The following is a 26,028-nucleotide window of genomic DNA, read 5'->3' on the forward strand; positions in this document are numbered from 1 at the left end:
CAGTCGCCTGCTGGCCGCTGGTATGGAACGTGCAGCAACAGCTGTGCTACCGGTATGCGCTCACGGGAGGGCCACCATCTTTTAACTCGTCCTCGATTGATGACTGCAGCTCCGAGCTACCAAGATCCGAACCTGCCGGTCGTCCTCGTGATTGACGACGACCCTCTCATTTCCGTAGTTGTACGACGGGCGATGGATCGTATCGCCCATCGCATGTTTAGTGCACACGACGGTACCTCGGGCATTCGTGAAGTCGAGCAAAAACGCCCCGACCTCATTGTGCTGGACAACATGTTGCCCGACTGCATAGGCATCGAAGTGCTGAGCAAAATCCATCACTTGGCGCCAAATGTGCCGGTCATTTTCGTCACGGCTCGCGGCTCGGGCAGCACCGCCATCGAAGCGATGAAGCTTAGCGCGTTCGACTATCTACCCAAGCCGCTGGACCCTTCGAAGCTCCGCCTTCAAGTGGAACGAGCCCTCTCGCTTCGCTCGCTGTTACAGTCGACCGCGGCGTTGGACTCTGACTGCGCCCCCTCGCTCCAGCCTCCCTTGATAGAGACTCCGGAGAAGCCTACTTCCGATGCGCTGGTCGGCGAGTGCCCTGCCATGCAGCATGTATTCAAGGCGGTTGGCAAAGTCGCTATGCAGAGCGTGCCTGTGCTGCTTCGAGGCGAGCACGGCACTGGCAAGGAGGCCTTGGCACGCGAGATTCATCGCCATAGCCGCTTCGCGGATGGCCCATTCATCAAGACGTTCTGCCCAGGTCGCAGTGATGAACAACTCAAACACGAGTTGTTCGGAAACGCCGACGTACCCGGCAATATCAACTTCTCCACGAATGGAACGTTGTTGCTTCAGGAAATCGGGACATTGAGCCTCGCCGCGCAAGGTCTGCTGCTTCAAGTGCTTCGAGACGGCAGTTATACCGACCCCCTCAGCGGAGAATCCAAGCCGCTTCCTTGTCGGCTTATGACTACAACAACCGACGACCTGGAAGAGTTAGTGCGGAAGGGCGAGTTTCGCTCCGATCTCTATTACTTACTCACATCGTTCGTGATCACGTTGCCGCCACTTCGCCAACGCCACGGCGACCTGCCGCTGCTGATCGCCCGCACTCTGGATAAGCTCAGCCACATCGCCGCTGGATTTGGTATCGACTACACACGAGTGTCGGAAGATGCGATGAAGGTGCTATGCCGCCACCTGTGGCCGGGGAACATCGACGAGCTAGAGAGTGTCCTCAAACGTGCCATGGTCGAGCAGAAGGGACACATCCTGGTCGCTGATGACATGAAACGAGCGATGGCCGAAGACCCTGTGGTCGCCATGTCGGGCGACACCGATGACTCAACCAAGTTCTCCACCGACTGGGCGGTATTCGCCCAGATGCGAATCGATAGCGGAACGGAAGATTTGCATGCCGATGCCGTCGAGGAAATGGAACGCAAGTTGTTTGTGCGAGTACTGGGCCATACCGGCGGCAATCAGGCCCAGGCCGCGAGGCTGCTCGGTATTACCCGGGCCAGTCTACGCAAAAAGCTGCGACAGTATGGCATGAGCGCCCAACAATTGGCCGACTCGAATTGAACCAGAAGCCGCACGCGTGATCAGCCTCGCCTCCCAAAACCGATCCACTCCCACTACGCCTGAGGGCCGGCGTCTGACGGTGCTCTATATCTTTGCCCTGAGCGCCGTGGCCATTCTGTCCATCGGTGCCCAGTGGCTCATCCAGCAGCAACTGACCCGCGGCGAAGGTGATTCGCAGATTGTCAACATCGCGGGCCGGCAGAGGATGCTTAGCCAGCGACTCGCCAAAACAGCCCTGCAGATCAACAAAAGTGAATCGGCACAGCAGTCGCCCATGGTGGTGGAACTGCAGGAAACACTCAACGAGTGGGAGGACAATCACCTGGGACTGCAAACCTTGGCACCTGCGGGGCTGCTGCACGAAGAGAATAGCGAAGCCGTACAAGAACTGTTTGCCAGCATCCGTCCCGACTTCGAGGCCATGCGCCAGTCTGCCACGTCGATCGTCGACCAGACAGGCTCATCCGACGACATTCGCCAGCCGGTGGCCGTCATCGAACGTCACGAAGGTCGGTTCCTGGAAGGCATGGATCGCATTGTCTCTCAGTATGTCGAGGAAGCCGAAGCAAAGGTCACTCGCCTGCGACGTCTCGAATTCACCCTGCTGGTGCTGACACTCTCCATTCTGTCCGCCGAGGGCCTGCTGATCTTTCGGCCTGCCGTGCGACGAATCGAAAACGCAGTCGCGCACCTTGCCACACTCAGCGAGCGTCTGCGCACCGCTCGCGATCAAGCGGAACAGGCGAATGCAGCCAAAACACGCTTTCTAGCAAATGTAAGCCACGAACTGCGAACCCCCATGACTGCCGTGCTCGGCATGACAGAGATGGCTCGCACTACCAACAACGAGACCAAGCAGCAAGAGTACCTGGCCATCATCGAGGAAGCCGGTACATCGCTGTTGGGGCTACTCAATGACTTGATCGACCTGGCAGCGATCGACGCCAATGAGTTGAAGCTTCAGGTCGCGGAGTTCGAACCGGCTCGGCTCTGCAAGCGTGTCGCTGCGATGATGCAACCGGAAGCCACAGCCAAAGGCCTGCAGTTGACGGACGAAGTGGACGACACAGGACTTCGCGTGATGGGCGACGAACGTCGGGTGCAACAAGTCTTGCTCAATCTGGTGGCCAACGCCATCAAATGCACACCCGTCGGATCCGTGGCGATTCGCTGCCTCGCAACACCCGCTGACGAAGGACGAGTTTGCCTGACCTGGGAGGTGGAAGACACTGGCATCGGAATCGAAGCGAGCGAGCAACAACGCATCTTCGAACCCTTCACGCGGTTACATGACACCGATTCCAGCGGTAAGAAAGGGGTCGGATTGGGGCTGGCGATTTGTAGACGCATTACCGCTGCCATGAATGCTACGATCGACGTGGTCAGCCAGGTCGGCCAGGGAACCACCGTTCGATTCAGCTGCAATTTTTGGGTGGCCCATAACGAAGAAGCGCCGCACCCGGCGCCGCAGTTTCACCAGCTGCAAACGCTGCGTATCCTCGTGGTGGAGGACACCGAACTCAATCAAAAGCTGTTCCGCGAACTTCTGGAGCGAGAGGGCCATCGGGTAACGACCGCCAACAGCGGCGAACAGGCGATCGACATCTACCAGCAAGAATCATTCGACTGCACGCTGATCGACTTACAACTGCCTGGTATCGATGGCATCGAAACGGCGCGCACCCTGAGGGCAATCGACGCTCGTCGGGGACGGACTTCAACGCCCCAAGTCAATCTCACGGCGCACGCTGCGCCGCAACATGCAGATGTCTTCGCGGCCATGCTCACCAAGCCGATCACTCGCGACCGCTTGCTGCAAACTCTCGACAACGTGCTGGGGGACACCCGCGAATCAACCAACACTTCAAGCGATACTTGTCCAATGGATGAGAGCTTCTACCAGGAGTTGGCGAGCACCTACCTGGAAGTGGCTCCCCAGCAATTCGCGGAAGTCGATCAAGCCGTGGCCGAGGGGAGCCTGCAAGCGGCGAGCATCGTTGTTCACCGCCTCCGGGGGCAGGTGGCCTACTTCGAATCGGGTCCCCTGTTGCGTCAGTTGCAGCAACTGGAAGACGACTGCAGTCGCGGGCGGCGCAACGCCGCTGTCGGTTGTTGGCCCGTAATCAAGGAGCAGTTGCACACGCTCTGCGATACATTGCGTCAGGAGTGCTCCCCCAACTCTCCTTCGAGCCCCCGGTAGGACATCCTATTCCCCAACCAGGAGCCTGCGGTTTAGCTGCCCTACCGGGCCCAGCCGGCGTGATCGATTGGGCCAGTCGGCCGACTTCAGTCGGCCGGACTTACGGAGGCGCAGCCGCACGGTTGTTGGCAATAATCAACGCGGTCCGGAATACAGATATCTGCTGCGGTCGAGCGGCACTTCACGCACGGCAACGGCTTCCGGCAGTAGTCGTCGCATAGCCAAGGACCGCCATAACAGGGCTGGCAAGGAAGCGGCTTGCGGCAGTAGTCATCACAGCCTCGAGGGCACTCACAACAAGGCGTGCAGGGCAGTGGCTTGGAGCAATAGTCGTCGCAACATCCCTTCACTGGACAAACGCATTCGCAGCCAAACAGATTGCTCCACGAGCAGCCTGTCCAAGCTTGTACCTCCGACGTCATGAAGGCCAAGGAAAGTACAATTGCACCACACAGCCACAATAATCGAACGCTACTATGCATCTTCTTGGCACCATCGGTTCGGGGGAACGCTATTCAATGGCAAACGCCGGGAGGTCGAGCAAGGATTCCTCCCTGGCCTCGGACGGCAGGGCCGGAATTGCTTCGGGGGACTCGTCCACAGGCTCTGGTTGCTGCACCGGTTCCGGCTGCGGCTGTGGCAACGCGACAGGAACGCCCTGGAATCCTACCGGTTGGGTCAACCGAATCTCCCAGCCGCCTCCCAGTGCGCGGTAGACGTCCACGAGACTGCTGGCGACCTTACCTTCCGCAACGGCCAGCGCATCTTGCTGTGTCACCAAAGTCGACTCGGCAACAAACACACGATTGAAGTCGGTGATCCCTCCCTCAAATTGCTGCTGCACAAGACTACTCGCCTCGACGGCCGCACTTGCACTCGTGCGATACGCTTCGGCTTCTTCCTGCGACCGCAAGAAGGCAACGATGGCATCTTCCGCTTCACGCTGCGCTTCCAGCACACGGTTCTGATACTGGGCAACGTACTGCTGGAACAACGCCTGCTCGGCAATCACACCGTTGCGAATCCGTCCGTAGTTCAGGATGTTCCAGTTGAAACCGGGTGAGACGGAGCCCGTAAAGGCCGACGACCTGAACAATCGAGCGAATGTCGGGGCTTGATACCCAAGGTTTCCAGTGATCGAGAACGCCGGATACAGATCGGCCTCGGCGACGCCAATGTAGGCGCTTTGTCGAGCGACCAGTCGCTCCGCCTGCCGGATGTCAGGACGACGGCGAATCAGCTCCGCCGGAATACCCACGATGACATCGGGTTCGGCTTGCGGGATCCGCGCGGGAGACATGCTCAGCAAAGTGGTCAGATCCTCAGGCGGACGTCCCAGTAGTACGCACAATCGGTTCTGAGCTTGCCGAAGCTGCGCCTGGAACTGGGGAACCAACGCCACGGTCTGAGAGTAGTTGGTTTGTGCCTGGGCGACGTCGAGCTTGCCCGCCCTGCCCACTTCGAACTGATCAGTGGCGATCCTCAATGATCCCTTCAGCGACTCCGCATTCCTTTCGGCGTAGTCGATCCGCTGCTGAAGCGTACGAATTTCAACGTACGTGGCGGCCACATCGCCCAACAAGATGACGAGTACATCGTCATAGGCCTCGACCGTGGCATCCAAATTGGCATCGGCCGCCTCGACGGCGCGTCGGAACCTGCCCCAGAAGTCGAGCTCCCAGGCCAATTGACCTCCTACTTGCCAGATATCGATCTGACCGCCGCCAAGTCCAATGCCACCAAATCCGGATTCGCTACTGAGTTGCGTGCGTGTGTACGAACCAGTTGCTTCTTGGGACTGAGGGAACAGATTGCCGGCCGCAACGCGCCTTAGCGCCCGGGCCTCCATGATGCGAAAACCGGCCTCGCGGAGCGTGATGTTTTCTGAATAGGCAATGCGGATGCACTCATTCAGGCAGGGATCATCGAATACGGTCCACCAGGAACTCAAATCGGGTGGCTCGGTGGATAGACGCTCATCGCGACTATCAATCCACTCGCTCTCCACAGGTACCGCCGGCTTGCAGTAGTCCGGGCCGACTTCGCAGCCGTTCCGGAAGTACTCCCTGATGCCTGTCATGCAGCCGGTGGTGCAAGCTAGCAGAACTGCAACAAGAGCCAACTTGGTAAGTCCACCAAGCGACTTCCTTGCTACTTGAGCGTAATCGACAATAAAGACATTCGGTGCAAGCATCAGCGCCTCCTTGCGCATGCAATACGATTCACGATGTTTGAATCGGTTTCTTCGGTCGTACGGTTGGTAGTAAAAGCACCGTTAATCCTGCCTCCTCGGGAACCATCACTGAAACGACCGTTAGAATCGCCACAAATTAACTTGCCCGTAACTGCCCATTCACAACACACACGACATGTGCCGTTCCGGGCACGGCCGCACCGGTTTCAAGCTCTGCTGGCCACTGGAACGGCCAAGTTGGCCAACGCCCCCGGCTCGCAGTGAATTCTCTGCCCAGGGGGCACGATCTTGCCTTGCAAGCCGTTGAGCACCTTCCATCGGTACCCAGAAAGTGGGTAACAAGTTGTAATGGTCGGCGTCACTCGGAAACACCAGCACCAGCGCCGAGATTTCGCTTGTGGAGGAGAGATCCAGCCTGGCAAAGCACTCGCGCCCGTCCAAGTTCACCAATGCCGAACTGCACGCAATTCACGTTTCATGCTCAACCAGCGGACGTACCGTTCGGTCCATTGGTTGAACCGATACCGACGGATGAAACTCTCCTTGGTACGAGATTCCTGGGCTTCATGGCTAGGAGGCTGGTCGGGACGATAGTGACCAACACCGGAGATGAGGGCGACCGAAGCAGACTAGAGCGCTATGATCTTTGGTGTACCGGTTTGGCTTGTGGCAGCCTGGTTCTGACGCCTGGTCACCATGAAGACCGAACTGCAATGCGGCGCGCACCACCCGCCTTTGGTGCAGATAAAAAGTATTCCTTCAGAACACAAACGCCACGTGCATCGGCTCACGCAGCGAAGCTTTCGTTCACAATGAACTCTTCGGGCTGACGCATACAGCCGGAACTGTCGACGTCTGAACCGGCCAGAGTATCCCTAGCGCATATCTTCCCCAACGGACTTATAAGCAGCGCTGGTAACAGCACCATGTCACCGACTAGTGCGAGGGCAAGCAGCGTGGCTATGCTGATGGCGAAACGACTGGTGGGGAGGAAGTCGCTGAGAGCAAAAACCAGCAGTCCCAGGCCGCAGCTGACCGAGGTTTGAATTATCGCGGGGCCGCAGTGCTGTAGCGCGTGTTGGACAGCCTGGCCCCGGTCACCATATTGCAAGACACCGCGCTGGAAGAAGGTGAGAAAGTGCAACGTGTCGTCCACCGCCACGCCCAGCGCGACGCTGGCCGTCATCATAACGCCAATGTCGATTGGCTCTCCCCGCCACCCAAGGTAGCCAAAGAACAGAGCCAAGGGAAACACGTTTGGTATCATAGCCAATAGGCCTGCAAATACGCCGGCTTGCACCAAAACCATGACCATTGTGATCAGCGCAAGCGACGCGGCGAAGCTCACAAGCAGGTCCATGAGCAACTGCCCTTGAATAGCATGCACCAGCGGCATGATGCCGGTAGTATTGCTGCTGAGTCCTCGTTGGGATGTTGGAGCAACGCCGCGGAGCTGCTGATCGACCACCTCCGACACCCGATCAAGCACTACCCCGTAGTCAGCCGATCCCAGTGCCGAAGTGCGGGTAGTCAGCCGCCAGTGCTCCACACCCTCGTCGATGCTGAGCAACCCAAGTTGCTGGTAGTAAGGCACGCTTTCGCGGATTATCGGTTCGATGACCTGGTTCTGCTGCTCGAGCGATAGCGAAGAGAGCTGCGGAATCGGTGGGAAGAAATTGGCAGCCGACAGGCTGTTGGTCAACGCGTCATCTGTTTCCAGTTGGGCGCCCAAATCCCACAGCAGTGCCAGTTTATCGCGATAGGAGAGTGGCGACAAAGAATCGAACGACAAGGTGACTTCCAGTGGAACAAGTGGGCCAATGTGTGTTTCCAGCCACTTGTAGTCTTCGATCACTCGGTGGTCGGCGGCAAACATCGTTTCGATGCGAACCGAGGTCGTGATTCGACTGGCGTACCATCCGCCCACTGCAACGAGCACAAGCCCACCAACCACGATGGGAGTGCTCATTCTGCGGAGTGCTACGGCCCAACGATTCCAGGGCAGTGCGAATGTGTGGGCTGGTTTCTTCCCTTTGCGGGGTGGCCAATGTAAGTAGCAGGCAGGCAACAATCCAAGCAGCACGCCTACCGTTAACAGTACTCCTGCTGCTGAGTAGCCACCGAAGGCCCGAATTGGTTCGAGTTGGCTCGTCATGAGCGATGCCATGCCGATTGCGGTGGTACCTGCCGAAAGTGTGCAGGGGAGCCAGCCTTCGCGGACCGCAGCCACGATCCGCTGGGCGGTCGTGCCCTCCGATTCCAGGTCAAAGTAGTAGTTCGTCAGATGCACGCCCCCCGCCACGGCCAGCACCTGAATCAATGGTGGCAACACAATCAATAGTGCACTCATCGACTCGCCCGAATAGTGCACCAACGCAAGGGCCGCTCCCTGGCACAGCATGGCAAGTCCGAACACCACCAGCGCCGCGCGATAAGAACGCAAGTTGAGCCAACACAACAGAAACACTACCACGGCTGAGGGGCCGGCGTATTTGGACAGCGTGGCTTGGCTGGCGTTGTCGACCGAAAGGCCGTCAATCACCGGGCCGGCGAGGTGCAGCTCGCCAAGCGGCACGTGGCAGATTTCGTGGGCCGCCTGGCGAATTAAATCGACCAGCCGTTTGCGCTGTTTCAGTCCTTCGGCATTGAATGTGATTACGACGGCTGTTGTTACACCATCGGGTCCCACCAGGTGCGATCTCACTCGCCGAGTGGCATCTGGCAGGGTGATGACTGGCTGGTCTCCCTGACGGGTCGTGTTGACCAGCAGCATCACTACTTCGCGCCCCGATGCAACGCGGTCGAACAGCCAGTGGTCATTCTTGTAGAATACATGTGCCGTACGGAGCACCTCCACAAACTGGTCGAGCGACAACTCATGAGTCGTGCAGCCTGGCCAACTGATCATCACGGTGTCGCCTGGGCCAAACTGCTCGCAGTGGCGATCGTACTCCGCGCGAGGCCCGAAAGCACTGGTCACCCAATCGATGGGCGAGTTGTTGTTGGCCTCCAGCGCGCGGCTTGCTCCCCACACAACCAGCGGCAGTGCCAGTACTGTGTACACGAGCAATAGACGTAGGCGTGCGTGAGGCAGACTCAACAGGCATCTCTTACGTTAGGCCGCAATTCGCGACGCGGTACCATCGGACGAAGCGGCTAGCGGACGGCGAGCTAGCGGGCCAAACGGCATCAGCGGAAAGCCTGTAACCTCGGCTTCATACTGCCGATAACTGGTACCCAGAAAGTACTCCAATCGGCGATCCTTCAAATAGCTTCCCATAAACAGATAGAGGGTCCACACGCCGGTGAGGACTACGTGGTCGAGCGACATGTGCGGCGTAAACCACACCAGTCCCATGAAGCTGATGTAGACCGGGTGCCGTATGAACCGGTAGGCCCCTGCCGGGTGGAACTCGCGGCGGGGCGGTTTCTCGCGGCGAACCCAATACAGCCACGGCGTGAGGCCCGTCTGGTAGCCGAGTCCAGTAAGGTACAAGCTGTAAAACAACGCGCCCCACGAGGTGTAGAAGCCCGCCATCACGCCCACTCTCAGTCCACCTTGGAGGTCCCAGAGTACGATATCGCTTCCCTGCCATCCTGCGAACAGCATCAACAGCGACACACAAGTCACGACGCAATAGAACAGCCCGTAAAAAGCCGGTGGAATCGATCGCGTGAGCGCACGGCGGACAGCCGGGTAGAGCAGCACACTGTGTGGGACGGCAAACAACAGAGCCAGCGCGAGGTCGATCCACAGGCTGCCATGATCGCTGCTGGCCCGTCCGTCCTTTAGGAACCAGAACAGATGCCACACGGTGAAGGCAAACAACAGATGCGTACCAATGCCGACAACCCAGCCAGCAAGACGAGCCATCCTGGCTCCTAAGTTTCGTTCCATGAGAGTATCCTTGTTGCCAGCAGTTGCCGCTGACTATCCAACCTCCGGCTTTCGCGCCACGAAGCAGCCGTACTGCATCGCACCGCTGCGGTAGGCATCCAAAATGGTCTGGAATCGATCGAGAAACACGATTTGCCCCTGGTCAATCCACTTTGCTGCTTGATAAATGGCAAAACGTTTGACCCGATCACGGCAGATTTCCCAGGTGCGGTCGACCTGCCGTGTCCAATCTTCCACTCGCTCGACGACCAATCCTGCGTCACGCATCCAGCCTGCGTACTCGTCGCTAGTGGCCAGCGACGGGCAGAAGAACCCTTCGCACACGTCGAACACTTGTTGCCGTTTTGCCTCGTCGAGGTCAGGCCCGGCAAGCCACGCACAAATGGCCATCGTGCCACCGGGCTTCAACCATTCGGCCGCTCTACGAATGAACGCGGGCTTGTCGAACAGGTGCTCAGTACACTCGATGCTCCACACAACGTCGAATTCTCCTGGTTCGAACTCCACTTGCTCGGCATCGGCTCGCAGGAACCGAGTTTGACGCCGCAAGCCATATCGGGCGGCAGCCAACTTAGCCCAACGCTGTTGAAACGAACTGATCGTCACCCCGGTCACGTTGCACGCATGTTCCTTGGCAAGGCGGCGCGACGAACCACCCATGCCGCAACCGATGTCGACCACGCAACTTCCGGAGTCGATGGCGGCCGCGGTGAACAAACGATCGGTCAACTGATCCTGTGCCAGCTTGGGCGACTCATCGCTATCCCAGTAACCATGATGGATGTGCCTCCCCCACAGCAAACGGTAGAACAGCGTCGACACATCGTAGTGCCGGCGGATGACGTCTTTTTCAATCGTGGGGCAGCTAATCATGGATGTTTCCGGGATTGGACTCTCGACGGTTGTTATCGCTGGGCCGATCCACTGATGGGCGCGACCCAGGCGTCGCCCCAGATGGTCAGCTGATCGGCAACGCCAATCGCGCCGAACGCCTTGGAGAACGGCTCGATACCGTAGTCTGTTTGTTTGATACGAAATCCACCACGGACGTGCTGCCAGCCTTTGACCATCTCGACTTCCACCAGGAACTCGATGGGCCGAGTAATCTTCTGCAGAGTGAATTCGCCTTTGAGCACGTACTGCGGCAGTCCCCGCTTGCTGGGCTTGGCGGCCTTCTCGGCCGAATGCACCTTGAATGTCGCCGTAGGATACTTATCGACGTTCAACACCTTGTCGCCCAGCATGTTATCGGTCACTTGCTGCTGGGTCGACTGCGACAAAGTGCCCTCCAAGCCGACGTACTTTCGAGCAGCATCTGTGTCGGCCTGAAACGAAGCCATGTCGAACACAATCTCTCCCGCCTTGTTGGTGGCTCCCAATTCGAGGTGACCGCTGGCGAGATTGCCAACCACACCATGTTCATGACCGAGGCCCGTTTTACCTACCAGGGTATAAACATGACTCGACGCCAGGTATAAATCACCCGGCTGGTACTGTTTCTGCTTTGACTTTGCTTGCTGCGAAGAGGCGGTCCTGGTGTGCTGCGCTACGACCGGAGTGGCAGGCAACACTGCAGTGATGAAACACAGCAGCACCATACGACAAGTAGACTTCAGCATCACTATTCCTTCCTGCTTCCTTGCTAAGTTGGAGTTCACACGAAGGGCGAATTATAGAAGCAATGTAGCGACCGCCCTAGGGCAACCACGACAAATCCCACTGCGGTACGCCGCGCGTTTAGTAATGAGACAACGTCTCAGCTCATAGCGATTTGCGACTTGCCTTGACAATTGACCGATCAACTCGGAGATTGCTCAATGACACACACCGCCCGACTTGGAGAACCGTGCAAATGCCTGCAGGAAAGAGGCACTTACTACCTGAAAAAATGGACGACCCAGCACTCGATCGTTCGCAGCACATACATGCCTTGAAAGGTCTTGAGCGAATCAACTCCTGGAGTCGGACAGCAACAATTTTGTGGCGAGCGATTTCGCTCATCGCTAGCGAGAGAACGTTTCGACCGATTCGAGTACTCGATATTGCCTGCGGTGGTGGCGATCTGGCAATCCGACTTGCTCGCATTGCTAAACGGGAAGGCGTAGAAGTCGAGGTACATGGATGCGATATTAGTCCCACAGCCACGGCGCACGCTTCGGTCGTCGCACAACGTGAAGGCATCGCACGAAGTCAGTTTTTCGTATACAACGTGCTGGAACAGCCATTGCCCGATGGTTACGATGTGATTACTTGCACGCTATTCCTGCATCACTTGGAGGATGGTCAAGTCATCGCGCTGCTGCAGGACATGTCCCGGGCTGCCCGCTACGCGGTCTTGGCCGACGACTTGATTCGCACCAGGGTAGGATACTGGCTCGCGCACCTGGGGTGTCGTGTGCTGTCGCGTTCACCTGTGGTGCACTACGATGGCCCTGCTTCGGTACGGGGCGCGTATACTGTCGCCGAAGTTGAGAAGTTGGCCCTGCAGGCTGGTCTCTCCGGAACTCGATTCCAAAAGCACTGGCCCGAGCGGTATCTCATGAGCTGGAAGAAGGCCGTTTGATGCAGTCGACTTCAAGCTGGGATGCGATAGTGATTGGCGCTGGGCCAGCGGGTGCCGTGTCGGCGTTTCTGCTTGGTCGCCAAGGCCTACAAGTTCTACTGGTAGAGTCAAAGCGGTTTCCACGCACCAAGGCGTGCGGTGGGTGCCTAAACCCACGGGCGATTACTGCACTCACTTCGCTTGGGCTTGGTGATACGCTCGGTGGCTGCTGTGGCGAATCGTTCGACCGCATCCGCCTTCACCACGCACGCAAGTGCGCCGAAGTTCCGCTCCCGAGCGGCATGAGCATCACACGAACCACCTTCGACTCTGCACTCGTCGAGGCAGCCATTGCTGCAGGAGCAGAGTTTGTCTCCGAAGCGAAGTGCCAGGTACTGCCCCGCGTTGATCGATCGAGTCGGACCATCCGGTGGAGTTCGACAAACGGTGCCAACTTCACGGCTACCGCGCCCATAGTACTAGCGTGTGATGGACTGGGGCATCCGTCGCTTCACGAACTGCCTGAGTTTGAATCGACCATCGCGCCAAACTCCCGCATCGGACTGGGCACGGTCATCGCACGGGATGGGGCGGCCGACAGTCTGCCGCATCACTGCATCACCATGGCTGTTGGCAACAGCGGCTACGTGGGCTTGGCGCACGCCGAGAACGGTCGAGTGAGCTTGGCTGCTGCCATCTCTCCGCTGGTCCTTAGCAGCGGCACCTCCCCCACAACGGTTCTGCAACAGATACTTCACTCGGCCGGGATTGACCAAACCTTGATCGACGCCATCGAAGCGGTCCGCGGAACGCCGCCGATCACCCAGCGCGCCAATGCTGTGGCCGGCGAGCGACTGTTTCTTGTTGGCGATGCGGCAGGCTACGTCGAACCGTTTACCGGCGAAGGTATGGCTGCGGCCATTGAAGGCGCTTCACTCGCTGCACCACTTGCATTCGAGGCGGCACGGCAGTGGAGGCCGGAGCTCGCCGACCATTGGCGTCGCCAGTACGCACGCTCGATCCGCTCGCGACAACTCGCCTGTCGCAGCATAGCCTGGCTAGTCCGCCACCCTCAGGCTCTGCGGTGGAGCCTCGCCGCACTAGCCGCCCAACCACGTATCGGGACGACGATCGGTCGGTGGATCGGCCGCAGCCAAATCCAACAGGAACAACACACCACATGACCACTTCGATCCTCGGCATCGGCTTGGCTTTGCCCGAGCATTCAATCAGTCAAGCGGACGCAGCTGCCTGCGCGGTGGCCAGCTGCGTGGCCACGGAGAAGCAGCGGCAACTTGCCCCGCGGCTCTACCAGCGGTCGGGCGTGCAGTCGCGGCATAGCGTCTTACTGAATTCGTCCACTAACGGCGACCCCGCCTCGCAAACGTACTATGCTCCCTCCGACGCCGAGCAGCCCTTGGGCCCCAGCACGGCGGAGCGAATGCAGACTTACCGCGACAAATCGGGAGAGCTCGCCTGCCGAGCTGCCGGTGATTCCCTCACTAACTCGAAGACTTCGCCCGAGGCAATTACCCATCTGGTGACGGTGTCATGTAGTGGGTTCGAGGCACCGGGCTTCGACATCCAGTTGATTGAAAAACTGGGACTTTCTCGCCAGGTGTCCCGCACGCATGTTGGATTCATGGGCTGCCACGGAGCGCTGAACGGTTTGCGGGTGGCCAAAGCATTTGTCGATGCCGACCCGTCGGCGCGGGTGCTATTAGTGGCGGTCGAGCTTTGTAGTCTGCACTACCAGTACGGCTGGACGAACGAGCGGATCGTATCGAATTCTCTGTTTGCCGATGGAGCGGCGGCCGTGGTTGTCGGGCGGGGCGACAGCGACAACTCGCTATGGCAGCTTGGCAGCAACTTTGCCGAGGTTGTGCCTGACTGCCTGGACGCGATGACCTGGCGGATCGGCGACAACGGTTTCGAGATGACGTTGTCAGCGGCCGTGCCCGAACTGATCCGTCAGCACTTGCGACACCGTTTGTTGGCGTGGCTCGAGCAGCACAAATTGACGATTGAAGAGATCGCCGGTTGGGCCATTCATCCCGGCGGACCACGCATCCTGCAAGCGTGCCAAGAGGCACTCGATCTGCCTGACTCGGCGATGGCGGCCTCATACGATGTGCTTCGCCGTTACGGAAACATGTCCTCCCCAACGGTGCTGTTCGTGCTTGACACCTTGCGAGCCAGCACTGCGGGCCCAGTAGTTGCAATCGGCTTTGGGCCGGGACTGGCCATCGAAGCATGCCTGCTAAATTGACGATCGGCCAAGGTGTCACGCACTCAAGAATGCTTACTTTATGCGCAGGCTCTTTGGCACAGTGGAGAATGCACCACTAGGAACGAAACCATGTGACGCCCAGCTGCAATCAATATCGCCAGCCGATACCTGCATTCGAGAAGAAGTTGGCCGACTGGTCGTTGAGTCCCCAGCCGACGCGGACGCCGACCTCGAAATTCTCTGTGACCAAGTAGTGGGCGCCTGGCGAGAAGTAGTGCTGAGTAGTTTCTTCCTCACGGCCGTCCGAGAAGATACCAAAGTACTCGACGTGGGCCTTCCACCGTTCGCCGACAGGGATCTTTAACACCGTAGAGGGAGCCCAGACGTTGAAGTCGTCTACTTCCTGGCTGCTGGTGCTGTAGCGAATGGCCGAATCCCAGGTCGCTCCCCCCTCAGCCACCCAGCCAAAGATGTAGGTCGTCGAGAGCTGCGTGTCGTTGACTTCGCCACTGGTGGGAGTAAAGCCCTGTACAATCACAGCGCTTTCGGGTCGCCAGCCGCATTGCCTGGTAAGGACCGCCTTCGCGCCGTAGAAGATGCGCGACTCGCGTTCGATTTCGGCTTCGTCACCGAAGTCGCTCGGTATATTACCGGATGTGGGGCTGCCTGCGCCGCCAACTTCGTAGTTCCAGCCAAGCCGAAATTCGAACCAGTCGCCCACGCCACGCCGCAATAGCAGCTCGGGATAGCTATGCGTTTCGGGCACGTCACGATTGTCGATGAACGAGTAGGCCGCCTCGGTGATCCACCGTCCGTCGCCGGCCGTGGTGGTGGCGGGTGTGAACGAGTCGCGGTCGGTCTCGATCTCGTCCTCGGCACTCTCACCCCCCAGATCGAAGGGCTCGATGCCCAGAAAACCTTGTGCGAGCGCCGTGTTCGAAGCGAGGGCGCAGATCGCGAAGCTCAGCTGCAGTAGTCGCTGGAGGCGCATAGGACTTGGGCCTTGGTTTGCTGGAGATGCGAGAATTGACCTTATCGGCACTTTTCGGCAGGGAGGCTGCCCGCACCGCAGCTATTGCAGGCGGGTGCGTCATAGATTGCCGAGAGCTGCAAACTCCTGCAGTCGCAGTTCTCTCTGCAACCATCACAACCCCACCGGCCAGGTCAGCGAACACGGCAACGGCCGGAGATAAACGCGTGAATCTCGCAGCAACCGACGCCCCACCACCCTTTTTTGCCGTGATCTACAGCCGGAAGCAGCAAGGTTGCAATGGACGGTTCAGTGGTCTGGCACGCCAAGTGCACTTGCTGTTAATCGTTCCGACATTCGCTTGAGTCGAACGCAGTTCGACCGAATTTCGGATACAAAACTCAGGTGAATTTACCCCTGAGGCAACTGGAGGACCTTCACATGAAACGGCTTGTAATGTCATTGGTGGTTCTGGCGGCGGTTGCCAGCGCAAGTGGCGTTGCGTGTGCGGCGCAATCCCACTTCGGTCGGATGGCCTTCGTGCACCACCAATCGCCTTCACACAGCCACGTGCACCATTGCAATTAGCTATGCACGAGCTGACATCATGAAACGCGTCTGAGCTGATGAAGTTCAGACGCGTATTTTGTTGGCATTGCTTGGGCCGTCTTTCAATACAAGCCGTAACGATTCATCTTGTAGTGCAGTGTCCGCACGCTCACGCCGAGCATTTTGGCAGTCTTTTCTCGGTGGTACCCACAAGCGGCGAGGGCCGTCTGAATGGTCGCCTTTTCTGCCACCTCGACGGCGTCCGCCAGCGTGCAAGGAGGTGCAGAATCCGCGCCGGCGGTTGTAGGATTGAGTTCCGCAGGGATGTCGTCCGCATGAATCGTGTCGGAGTATCCGGTCACCACCAGTCGCTCGACTACATTCCGCAACTGGCGGACGTTGCCTGGCCACCGCGCGGCTACGAGTTGCTGCAATGCATCTGCGGATAGCTTCTTGGGTGGGCGGTTGTGCTTCTGGCAAAAGCGACTGAGGAAATGCTCGATCAACATCGGAATGTCCTCGCGACGCTGCCGAAGCGGTGGCAGATTGATGGGCACCACGTTCAGCCGATAGTAGAGATCCTCACGGAACACCCCTTCTTCCACCTCTTCTGCCGCCAGCTTGTTGGTGGCGGAGATCAGCCGCACGTCGACCTGCATCACCTCTTCGCCGCCAATGCGAGTGAACTGCTGCGTCTCGAGCACGCGCAACAGGTCGATCTGGCACTTGGCCGGGATCTCGGTGATCTCATCCAGGAACAGCGAACCACCCGCCGCGCGTTCGAAACACCCCGGCTTCTGCCGCGAAGCGCCGGTAAACGAGCCCTTCTCGTGGCCGAACAGTTCGCTTTCGAGCAGCGTTTCGGGAAGCGCGCCGAGGTTCACGGGGACGAACGTGTTTTCACTGCGGTCGCTCAAGTCGTGCAGTGCGCGGGCGATCAGTTCCTTGCCGGTACCGCTCTCGCCGCAGATCATCACCGTGGCGTCGGTTCTGGCAACCTGACGCACCTCTCGCAGCAGATTCATCATCGTGGGACTGTTGCCGATAATGCCCGTCACTTCGCCGACGTCGGCCAGGCGGGTCCGCAACTCGTGCACCTCGGCTTGCAGGCGGTGATGCTCCCGCGCCTTGCGAACTTGCTGGCGGATGAGCTCTAGGTCGAGCGGCTTGGTAACGAAATCGAAGGCTCCCAACTTCATCGCCTCAACGGCGGTTTCCACTGTGCCGTGAGCCGTGATGACGATCACGCTGGTTTGAGGCCGGCTGCGCAATAGCCGCTCGAGCAGTTCCAGTCCGTTCATGGCGCTCGGCAAACGGACGTCAGCAATCACCAGTTGATACGGCTTCTTTCGAAACATCTCGAGCGCTTCGTCCGCATCGCCCGCCTGTGCGATGAAGTCAGCTTCCTTGGTGAGTCCTTTTTCCAGTCCGGAGCGAATGTTCGGCTCGTCGTCAACGATCAGGATGCCAAAATTCGCATCGTTCATGATTGATAAACTCGTGGAGAAACTGTCGGTCCAGCCGGCCAGGGCTTGGTTGCAATCCGCCTTTGCTGCCGGCTGCGATTCAAGTGATTGGTTGGTGGGCTTGTGCGGGGAGAGTGATCGTGAAAGTTGTGCCATGGGACCCAGACTCGAAGTCGATGATACCGTTGTGTTGTCGGACGATCTTCTCGCAAATAGCAAGTCCCATGCCTGTGCCGGTGTTGCGAGTCGTAAAGTATGGATCAAATACCTTGTCTTGCAGATCCTTCGGAATGCCGCTGCCGCTGTCGATCACCTGCAGGGCGATAAAGTCGTTGTCTTCGTCCACCTGAATCTGCAAGTTGCCTCCGCCCGGCATCGCGGCCATGGCGTTAAGCACCAGATTCAACAGCACTTGCTCCATGCGAATCGGATCGAGCGAGACCGTTGGCATCTCTTCGTCGGGCCACTTGAGGCTGATTTCAACTCCTGCTCGCTCCGCCTGAGGCCCGACGAGGCGAATCACCTTCTCGACGAACGACCGCAAGTTCACGGGGGAGAGATTTAGTTTGTCGACCGAGGCAAAATCCCGAAAGCCTTCCAGCACCCTGGTGATGCGTCGCGTCTCTTCCTCCAAAACTCCGAGCGTGGCCTGGGTTTCCGAGGACGGTCTGCCCTCCTCCAATCCTTCCCGCAGCAGTTGCACGTGCAGTGTCAGCGCACTGAGCGGGTTCTTGATTTCGTGCTGCAATCCTGCCGCCAGCGATCCGAGGCTCATGTAGCGTTCCATTCTCAGCAGCCGCTGCTCGATTAGCACCTTCTCGGTCACATTGCGAACGTGGATTACCGTACCAATCAACCGATGACGGTGGTCCCGCAGCAGCGTGCACCCGGCTCGCAAAGTCTGTGCATGGCCGTCGTTTTCCACCACGTAGTCCTTGTCGCGAATGCTGGCGTGCGTCTGCAGTACTTTCTGACAAATCGTCGCTAGTGTCTGGTGAGCGGCAGGGAACACTCGGCGGTTTTGGTCCTCCATATCCTCCGCAGGCCACAGCAACAATTCACCGCAAGGATTGATGCTGAGGATCTCCGCATTTTGATCGGTCGTGATGATGCCCTGATCGATGCTGGCGAGGATGTCCGTAGCCAGCACTTTTGTCACCCTGAGCGAGCTTTCACTGCTGATATAGGCTCGCACAAGCAAAACGACGGCCACGCTCAAGGCAACCGTGTTCAGAACCAGGACCACGGCCAATCGCCACTGCAAACGCAAATTCCCTGCCAGTTCGGTGGCTTCTGGCAAGTCACTTGCGGGTAAGTGGCTCGAAAGTTGCTTGAGGATCTCAATCTCCCTAGAGAAATCCATCAGGATCCAAGCCGTAACCAGCAATGCAGACAAGCTCGTCAACGCCAATCCAGCGATGGCCCACCGCGGAGCGATGCCCTGTGAAGGCTGATTTTCATGAAACATAACCGTCGTCCATGCATGCACGTTCGTGCAACTGCTTGCAGAGGTCATGCAGCCAGTTGCAGAAATATTGGTTCGAGAGCCAGCCGAAGTGCTGTCACCACTTGAGCTTAGGTAGCTTGGCGGCTTTCGTCGACTTACCGAAGCTGAGCTAAGTCCACTGAAAATGTTTGGTCGATACAACAGATGCAATTGTAATTACCGTAACGCATGACCCAAAGCAGGACTCACCCGCCGGGGCTTGGCCGACTGGGGTGGGTCTACCATCAGTGCTCGCAGAAGCGGCAGCCACCGCGCCGCGCCCCGCCCACTATCCCCCCTCCCCCCACCAGGCGATCAAGCCTTCCCGCAAGGCATCCATTGAAAAGTACCTTTATGAAATCCGTTATCTCCCTAGCTACCGTTCTGGCCGTTGCCGGCCTTGTCCTGCCCGGGTGCCACCAGCTCGAGGAGGCAGAGGAACACCACGAAGAGCATCATCGCATCGTTGTCACCAGCCCCAAAGTGGAAGACGTCACGACCACAGAGCAATACGTCTGCCAGATCCATTCGATTCGCCATATCGAAATATGTGCCTTGGAAACCGGCTACCTGGAAAAGATCCCGGTGAACGAGGGCCAGTTGGTAACCGAAGGCGAACTGATGTTCAAGATCCTGCCGACACTCTACCAGGCCAAGCTCGACTCAGAAGCGGCAGAGGCGGATTTGGCGAAGATCGAATTTGCCAACACCAAGAAGTTATTCGATGACAACGTCGTCTCGGACAAAGAAGTGGCTTTGGCCAAAGCAAAACTCGATAAGGCGCTCGCTCAAGTGTCGTTGGCGAAGGCCGAGCTGAACTTCACCGACGTCAAAGCCCCATTCAACGGCATGATCGACCGTCTGCATCACCAACAAGGCAGCCTGATCGAGGAAGGCGACATGCTCACCACGCTGTCCGATAACAGCGTGATGTGGGTGTACTTCAACGTGCCGGAAGCCCGCTACCTGGAGTACAAAGAGCACGAGAATCACGACCAGGATGAAATGCAGATTGACCTTCAACTGGCGAACGGCAAGATCTTTCCACAGCAGGGAAAAATCGGTGCCATCGAAGCCGACTTCAACAACGAGACCGGCAACATCGCTTTCCGAGCGGACTTCCCGAACCCCAATGGCATCCTGCGTCACGGTCAGACCGGCACTATCTTGATCAATCATCTGGAGAAGGACGCCATCGTGATACCACAACGGGCAACCTTCGAAATCCTGGCCAAGCGTTACGTATATGTGATCGATGATGAAGGCATCGTGCATCAACACGAAATCAAAGTAAAGCACGAAATGGAAGACATTTTCGTGGTCGACGGAAGCCTGAAAGCCACCGACAAGATCGTACTCGATGGGGTCCGCCAGGTTCGTGACGGAGAGGAAGTGGAATACGAGTTCAGTGAGCCGGAAGTGGTTCTTGCCAACTTGAAGTACAAGGCTGAATAGGAATCGCTGCAGATGTTCACAAAGTTTCTCCACCGACCGGCGCTGGCCATCGTCATATCACTGCTCATTCTCTTCCTCGGGGGACTGGGCATTGAGACGCTGCCTATCGAGCAGTTCCCCTCGGTGGCGCCGCCGACCGTTCAGGTTTCTATCGCCTATCCTGGTGCCAGTGCGAACGTGCTGGTCGACTCGGTGTTGATTCCGCTCGAGCAGTCGATCAATGGCGTGCAGGACATGCGGTACATCGTTTCGGATGCGACCAGCGCCGGTGAAGCAACCATCCGCATTTTCTTTGAGCCGGGCACCGATCCGAACATCAACGTCGTTAATGTACAAAACCGGATCAACATCGTCATGAACCGGCTGCCGCCGTTGGTGCAGCGCGAGGGCATCCTCGTCAGTCAGGTTGTACCGAGCATGTTGATGAAGGTAAACATCTTCAGCACCGACCCCAGTCACGATCAGAAGTTCCTCTTCAACTTCGCCAACAACCAGATCATGCCCGTGATCAAGCGGATCAAGGGCATGGGTATTCCGGTTAACCTCGGCAACCGCACGTACGCCATGCGAGTCTGGCTCGATCTCGAGCGGATGCGGGCCTACGACGTCTCGTCGGAAGACGTGATGAAGGCCTTGGAGGAGCAAAGCATTATCGGATCGCCGGGACGGCTGGGCCAGGCCACCGGCATGACTTCCCAAACGAAGGAATACGTTCTGACCTACGTTGGTCGCTACAACAAGCCCGAGCAGTACGAAAACATCATCCTCAAGGCGACTGCCGAAGGTGAGATTCTGCGGCTGAAGGACGTGGCCAAGGTCGAACTAGGATCTGAGTTTTTCGACATTTACTCGGACGTGAATGGCCATCCTGCGGCTTCAATCGTGCTGAAGCAAAGCCCGGGATCCAATGCGGCCGACGTGATCGAGGAGGTCAAAAAAACGCTGGAGGAGATCAAGGACGAGTCTTTCCTTGACGGCATGGATTATCAATTTGCCTATGACGTTTCAGAATTCCTGGACGCATCCATCGAAAAAGTTTTACACACCCTGCTCGAAGCGTTCATCCTGGTGTCTCTGGTGGTCTACATGTTCCTGGGAGACCTGCGATCGACGCTCATCCCGACATTGGCGGTTCCGGTGTCTTTGATCGGCACCTTCTTTGTACTGCAGCTCTTCGGTATGTCGATCAACCTGATTACTCTGTTTGCCATGGTGCTGGCGATCGGCGTGGTCGTGGACGACGCGATTGTGGTGGTCGAAGCGGTGCATGCCAAGATGCATGAGAAGCACCTCAGCCCCTATCGCGCCACCATGGAAGTCGTTCACGAAATCAGCGGCGCCATCATTGCCATCACCCTGGTGATGACGGCCGTGTTCGTTCCCGTGACCTTCATCACCGGGCCGGTGGGAACCTTCTACCGCGAATTCGGCATCACGATGGCGACCTCCATCATCCTCTCCGGCATCGTGGCCCTTACGCTCACTCCGGTGCTGTGTGCCATCATCTTGAGACCCCCCGCCCACTCCAGCGGGCCGGCCACTAACGGGGCGGAGAAGAAAAGTCGTGGACTGTTTACGAAGCTCTTGCTGGGACTCGGAGCGCTGCTGGTGCTGGCGGGAGTTACTTACGTGGCCTACGAATTGTGGGGCCTTGCCGGTTTTCTGATCGTGCTCGTTCCGCTCGTGCGGCGACCGTTCGAGTACGTCATGGAGAAGATCACTGGCAGCTATGTAGCAATTCTTCGCAGGATTGTCTCGCGACAAGTGCTTGCTCCCCTGGTGATCGCTGCAGCGTGCGGGGGAATCTACTTTGTCAATGCCAAGCTACCAACGGCCTTCATACCGGGCGAGGACCAGGGCACCATCTATGGTATTATTCAAACACCACCAGGGTCCACGCTCGAGTACACTAATGCCAAATCGCAGGAACTAGAGAGGATTGCGGAAAAATTTGACGAGGTCACCTCCGTCACCTCTCTTGCTGGATACGAGGTATTGACAGAAGGCCGCGGTTCGAACGCCGGCACCTGCATCATTAACTTAAAAAACTGGTCCAAGCGGAAGCGAACGGCACAAGAAATCATCGAGGAGTTTGAGGAGAAATGCCAGGAGATGACCGACGTGAAAGTCGAATTCTTCGAGCCTCCAGCGGTTCCCGGCTTCGGTGCGGCAGGTGGTTTCTCGCTACGGCTTCTGGATAAAACGAACACGTCCGATTACGCGCGACTCGGCAAAATAACGGACGAATTCATGGCTGCGTTGGCCGAACGCAAAGAGCTGAAGAACCTGTTCACGTTCTACTCGAGCGACTATCCGCAATACGAGCTGATTATCAACAACGATGTCGCGATGCAGAAAGGCGTCTCCATCGAGAAGGCGCTGAACAACCTGAACATTGTCGTCGGCAGCACCTACGAACAGGGCTTCGTCCTGTTCAATCAGTTCTACAAGGTATACGTTCAAGCCGCGCCGGAGTTTCGCCGGTACCCCGATGATCTTGAGAACATGTTTGTCAAGAACGAGGGTGGCGAGATGGTTCCCTACTCCGCTTTCATGCAGCTCAAGAAACAGCAGGGCATGAATGAAATCACCCGCTACAACCTTTATCCCTCGGCAGCCATCCAAGGTGCCCCGTCCGCCGGCTACAGCACCGGGCAAGCAATCCAAGCCATCAAAGAAGTAGCGGATAAGACGCTGCCTCAAGGTTTCGGCCTGGGATGGGAAGGCCTGTCGTTCGACGAAGCGGAGAGAGGGAATGAGTCCGTCTATATTTTCCTGATTGTCGTTGCCTTCGTGTACCTGGTGCTGGTCGGACAGTACGAGAGTTTCATCATCCCGCTGGCCGTGATTCTATCGCTGCCGATTGGGGTGTTTGGCTCGTTCTACTTCCTGCAGCTAATGGGACTGTCGAACGATGTGTACGCCCAAATTGGCTTGGTCATGTTAGTTGGCCTGTTAGGCAAAAACGCAATCTTGATCGTCGAGTTTGCCGTACAACGTCGCCAGGAAGGAATGAGCCTAAAGGACGCAGGCGTAGAAGGGGGGAAACTGCGTTTCCGCCCTATTTTGATGACTTCTTTCGCCTTCATCGCCGGCCTCATCCCGCTGGTTATTGCCACTGGGGCTGGCGCTATTGGAAACCGAACCATTGGCACAACCGCCGCTGGCGGCATGTTGGTGGGTACGGTGATCGGGGTCCTCGTGATCCCCGGGCTGTACTATTTGTTCGCAAGGATCGCGGACAATCGTCACTTAATCAAGGATGAACATTATGACCCACTCAGCGAATTATTCGAACGAGAAGGGGAGTAAACTCGCACTTGCCATAGCGATCGTCGGCTGCATCCTGGTCGTGTCGCCGGGGTGCTGCATTCCCGATATATGTTGCGCCAGAAAAGGCCAGCCATTGCCCGACACCTACAACGGCGCCACTAGTTCGGACAACTCGGCTCAGCTCGGCTACCGTGAGTTCTTCGACGACCCGGTGCTTACCGACCTGATCGACCAGGCATTGGTCGGCAATCAGGAACTCAACATCCTGCGGCAGGAAGTTCGCATTGCCTGCCTGGAGGTTCAGTCGAGGCGCGGTGAGTACTTTCCGTTCGTCTCGCTGGGGGCATTTGCGGGTCTCGACAAGGCCAGCCGATTCACACGTGCCGGTGCCGTTGAGGATCAACTTCTCGTAGCGCCAGGCAAAGGTTTTCCCGACCCGTTGCCCAACTTTCTGTTGGCGGCCGACGTCACGTGGGAGATCGACATCTGGAAGAAGCTCCGTAACGCCAAGAACGCCGCAGCGTATCGCTACCTCGGCACCCGCGACGGACAGAACTATGTAGTCACGCGACTAGTCGCCGAAGTTGCTGAGAACTACTACGAGCTGCTGGCTCTAGACAACCAACTGCAGACGCTCGACAAGACCATCGAGATTCAAGAGCAAAGCCTCAAGACCGCCAGGTCGATGAAGGAGTTTGCTCGCGAAACCGAACTGGCCGTACAACGTTTCGAAGCCGAGGTTCGCAAAAACCAGAGTGAGAAGCTGATCATCCAGCAGGACATCGTCGAGGTCGAAAACCGTATTAACTTCCTGGTCGGTCGCTATCCTCAACCAGTGGATCGGATGAGTACCGAATACATCGATCTCAACCTGCACTCGCTGGCCGTGGGGTATCCGTCAGAACTTCTGCGCAATCGTGCCGACATTCGCCAGGCGGAGCGCGAACTATGTGCCGCGGGGCTCGACGTAAAAGTGGCCCGCGCGCGGTTCTATCCGTCGCTCACACTCACCGCCGGAGTAGGATACGAGGCGTTTAACACCGACTACCTGTTCCGCAGCCCCGAATCTCTAATTTACGGAACGGCCGGCGAATTGGTGGCTCCAGTCCTTAACCGGGCGGCCATCAAAGCTGCCTACAGCACCGCAAACGCCATGCAGATTCAGGCAGTCTACAATTACCAGCAAACGGTACTCAACGCCTATACCGAAGTGATCAATCGGATGGCCAAAGTGGACAATTACGGCAAGAGCATTCAAATCAAGAAGCAGCAGTTGGCCGCACTCGAAGCCTCTGTCGACAACGCCACGAAACTGTTCCAGAATGCCCGCGCCGACTACATGGAAGTGCTGCTCGCCCAGCGCGACATGATGGAGGCCAAGATGGTGCTGATCGAAACCAAGCAGCAACAATTGGCCGCGGTGGTCAACGCTTACCAGGCCCTCGGTGGCGGCCGAACCGCTGGACCGGCCGGATTCCTGGTCAGCGAAGAACTCACCGTGCCCGAGGAGGAAGCCCTTCTTCTCGACAGCGAGGAGGGATAGCAAGTCAACAATTTGACTTATGATCGTTCTATCAGTTCTACCTTAGTTCGACTCAAGAACAAGTCGATACATTCATTGGCCCCGCGGCACCTGCAAAGCAACCAGCAACAGCAAGCTTTTGCAGTTGCCCGGGGACTCGAATGGCATCTTCGTGAGCAGTGATGCTTTGTGCTGGCGAAGTAGCCAGCGGAAAGCGTCACCGACACGCCCTGCTCTCTGGCCGGGCATCTTTCCGGACATGCCTCATTCAGATCACGGGAGGCCTCTCGCCGCTCAGTTGGTTTATCGAAATGCGGTCGATGAAAAGGACCGACGCACCGAAGTCGGAATCGCAATTACCGTTGGGCGATGCACTGAATGGCGCTTGGAAACGCCGCAATTTATTGACATACAATGACATATGCAAAAAGGCCTCGCTTTCGTAGACGGATGTAACGACACGTCCGTCAACGGCAAGGAGGCCCAAGGATGGGATATTCTAGCGAAGGTTGGTTTGGAAGCCAGTTCGGATTCCTGCGGCGCCAGTTCCGTCAAGACGGGGAGCTGCCTTTCACAAACGTGTCTTGTGACGAGAGCATCCCTCCGGCGTTGGCCGCGATTGAGTTCGCGTGGAAGGACCGCGTCTACACGCC

At 57.7% G+C, this 26,028-nt stretch carries 16 protein-coding genes; 8 read left to right on the forward strand and 8 right to left on the reverse strand.

Features of this window, described 5'->3' with window-relative positions; all coding sequences use genetic code 11:
- Positions 1 to 99 precede the first annotated feature (99 nt).
- Both NG895_RS16985 and NG895_RS16990 read left to right on the forward strand, forming a co-directional pair.
- Entirely contained in the window at positions 100 to 1,590 is a 1,491-nt protein-coding gene (locus tag NG895_RS16985; protein WP_252853712.1) for a sigma-54-dependent transcriptional regulator, read from the forward strand.
- A 16-nt stretch (positions 1,591 to 1,606) separates the two neighbouring features.
- Positions 1,607 to 3,790: an ATP-binding protein gene (locus NG895_RS16990; RefSeq protein WP_252853713.1), complete on the forward strand. Its 2,184-nt coding sequence runs from the start codon at positions 1,607 to 1,609 to the stop codon at positions 3,788 to 3,790.
- Between the two features lie 511 nt (positions 3,791 to 4,301).
- Here the strand turns inward: NG895_RS16990 and NG895_RS16995 are convergent.
- The 5 genes from NG895_RS16995 to NG895_RS17015 form a co-directional block, all read right to left on the reverse strand.
- A complete protein-coding gene (locus NG895_RS16995) occupies positions 4,302 to 5,984 on the reverse strand; it encodes an efflux transporter outer membrane subunit (RefSeq protein WP_252853714.1) in 1,683 nt (560 codons plus the stop codon).
- A gap of 787 nt (positions 5,985 to 6,771) precedes the next feature.
- Entirely contained in the window at positions 6,772 to 9,048 is a 2,277-nt protein-coding gene (locus tag NG895_RS17000) for an efflux RND transporter permease subunit (RefSeq protein ID WP_252853727.1), read from the reverse strand.
- A gap of 51 nt (positions 9,049 to 9,099) precedes the next feature.
- Entirely contained in the window at positions 9,100 to 9,858 is a 759-nt protein-coding gene (locus NG895_RS17005; protein WP_252853715.1) for an NnrU family protein, read from the reverse strand.
- 57 nt (positions 9,859 to 9,915) lie between these two features.
- A complete protein-coding gene (locus tag NG895_RS17010) occupies positions 9,916 to 10,755 on the reverse strand; it encodes a class I SAM-dependent methyltransferase (RefSeq protein WP_252853716.1) in 840 nt (279 codons plus the stop codon).
- A gap of 32 nt (positions 10,756 to 10,787) precedes the next feature.
- Positions 10,788 to 11,501, reverse strand: a complete 714-nt coding sequence (locus NG895_RS17015) for a YceI family protein (protein ID WP_252853717.1) — start codon at positions 11,499 to 11,501, stop codon at positions 10,788 to 10,790.
- Positions 11,502 to 11,770: 269 nt separating this feature from the next.
- Here NG895_RS17015 and NG895_RS17020 point away from each other — a divergent pair, with 269 nt between their 5' ends.
- The 3 genes from NG895_RS17020 to NG895_RS17030 are packed head-to-tail and all read left to right on the forward strand — an operon-like array spanning position 11,771 to position 14,693.
- On the forward strand, positions 11,771 to 12,445 hold the full coding sequence (locus NG895_RS17020; protein ID WP_252853718.1) for a methyltransferase domain-containing protein: 675 nt from the start codon (positions 11,771 to 11,773) through the stop codon (positions 12,443 to 12,445).
- The gene (locus NG895_RS17025; RefSeq protein ID WP_252853719.1) at positions 12,445 to 13,608 is read left to right on the forward strand and encodes an NAD(P)/FAD-dependent oxidoreductase; all 1,164 of its coding nucleotides are present in this window, start codon (positions 12,445 to 12,447) and stop codon (positions 13,606 to 13,608) included. Before NG895_RS17020 ends, NG895_RS17025 begins: the two co-directional genes overlap by 1 nt.
- Positions 13,605 to 14,693 carry a type III polyketide synthase gene (locus NG895_RS17030; protein ID WP_252853720.1) on the forward strand — a complete coding sequence of 363 codons (1,089 nt, stop codon included), beginning with the start codon at positions 13,605 to 13,607 and terminating at the stop codon, positions 14,691 to 14,693. The genes NG895_RS17025 and NG895_RS17030 overlap by 4 nt, the downstream gene beginning before the upstream one ends.
- A 109-nt stretch (positions 14,694 to 14,802) precedes the next feature.
- Here the strand turns inward: NG895_RS17030 and NG895_RS17035 are convergent, their stop codons facing one another.
- From NG895_RS17035 to NG895_RS17045, 3 genes are all read right to left on the reverse strand, one after another.
- Entirely contained in the window at positions 14,803 to 15,645 is an 843-nt protein-coding gene (locus NG895_RS17035; protein ID WP_252853721.1) for a transporter, read from the reverse strand.
- Between the two features lie 650 nt (positions 15,646 to 16,295).
- Entirely contained in the window at positions 16,296 to 17,660 is a 1,365-nt protein-coding gene (locus tag NG895_RS17040; protein WP_252853722.1) for a sigma-54-dependent transcriptional regulator, read from the reverse strand.
- A 79-nt stretch (positions 17,661 to 17,739) separates the two neighbouring features.
- Positions 17,740 to 19,107 (reverse strand): two-component system sensor histidine kinase NtrB, encoded by a 1,368-nt coding sequence (locus NG895_RS17045; RefSeq protein WP_252853723.1) that lies wholly within the window; start codon positions 19,105 to 19,107, stop codon positions 17,740 to 17,742.
- A gap of 372 nt (positions 19,108 to 19,479) precedes the next feature.
- On the opposite strand from NG895_RS17045, the gene NG895_RS17050 reads away from it, so the two are divergent.
- From NG895_RS17050 to NG895_RS17060, 3 genes are read left to right on the forward strand one after another with little or no spacing between them, the layout of a single operon-like run.
- Complete coding sequence (locus NG895_RS17050) at positions 19,480 to 20,580, forward strand: efflux RND transporter periplasmic adaptor subunit (protein WP_252853724.1); 1,101 nt, start codon at positions 19,480 to 19,482, stop codon at positions 20,578 to 20,580.
- Positions 20,581 to 20,592: 12 nt separating this feature from the next.
- The gene (locus tag NG895_RS17055; RefSeq protein ID WP_252853725.1) at positions 20,593 to 23,892 is read left to right on the forward strand and encodes an efflux RND transporter permease subunit; all 3,300 of its coding nucleotides are present in this window, start codon (positions 20,593 to 20,595) and stop codon (positions 23,890 to 23,892) included.
- Positions 23,852 to 25,396, forward strand: coding sequence for a TolC family protein (locus NG895_RS17060; RefSeq protein ID WP_252853726.1), 1,545 nt, complete (start codon positions 23,852 to 23,854; stop codon positions 25,394 to 25,396). The genes NG895_RS17055 and NG895_RS17060 overlap by 41 nt, the downstream gene beginning before the upstream one ends.
- Positions 25,397 to 26,028: the final 632 nt, after the last annotated feature.

Source organism: Aeoliella straminimaris (assembly GCF_024054565.1).
GTDB lineage: Bacteria > Planctomycetota > Planctomycetia > Pirellulales > Lacipirellulaceae > Aeoliella > Aeoliella straminimaris.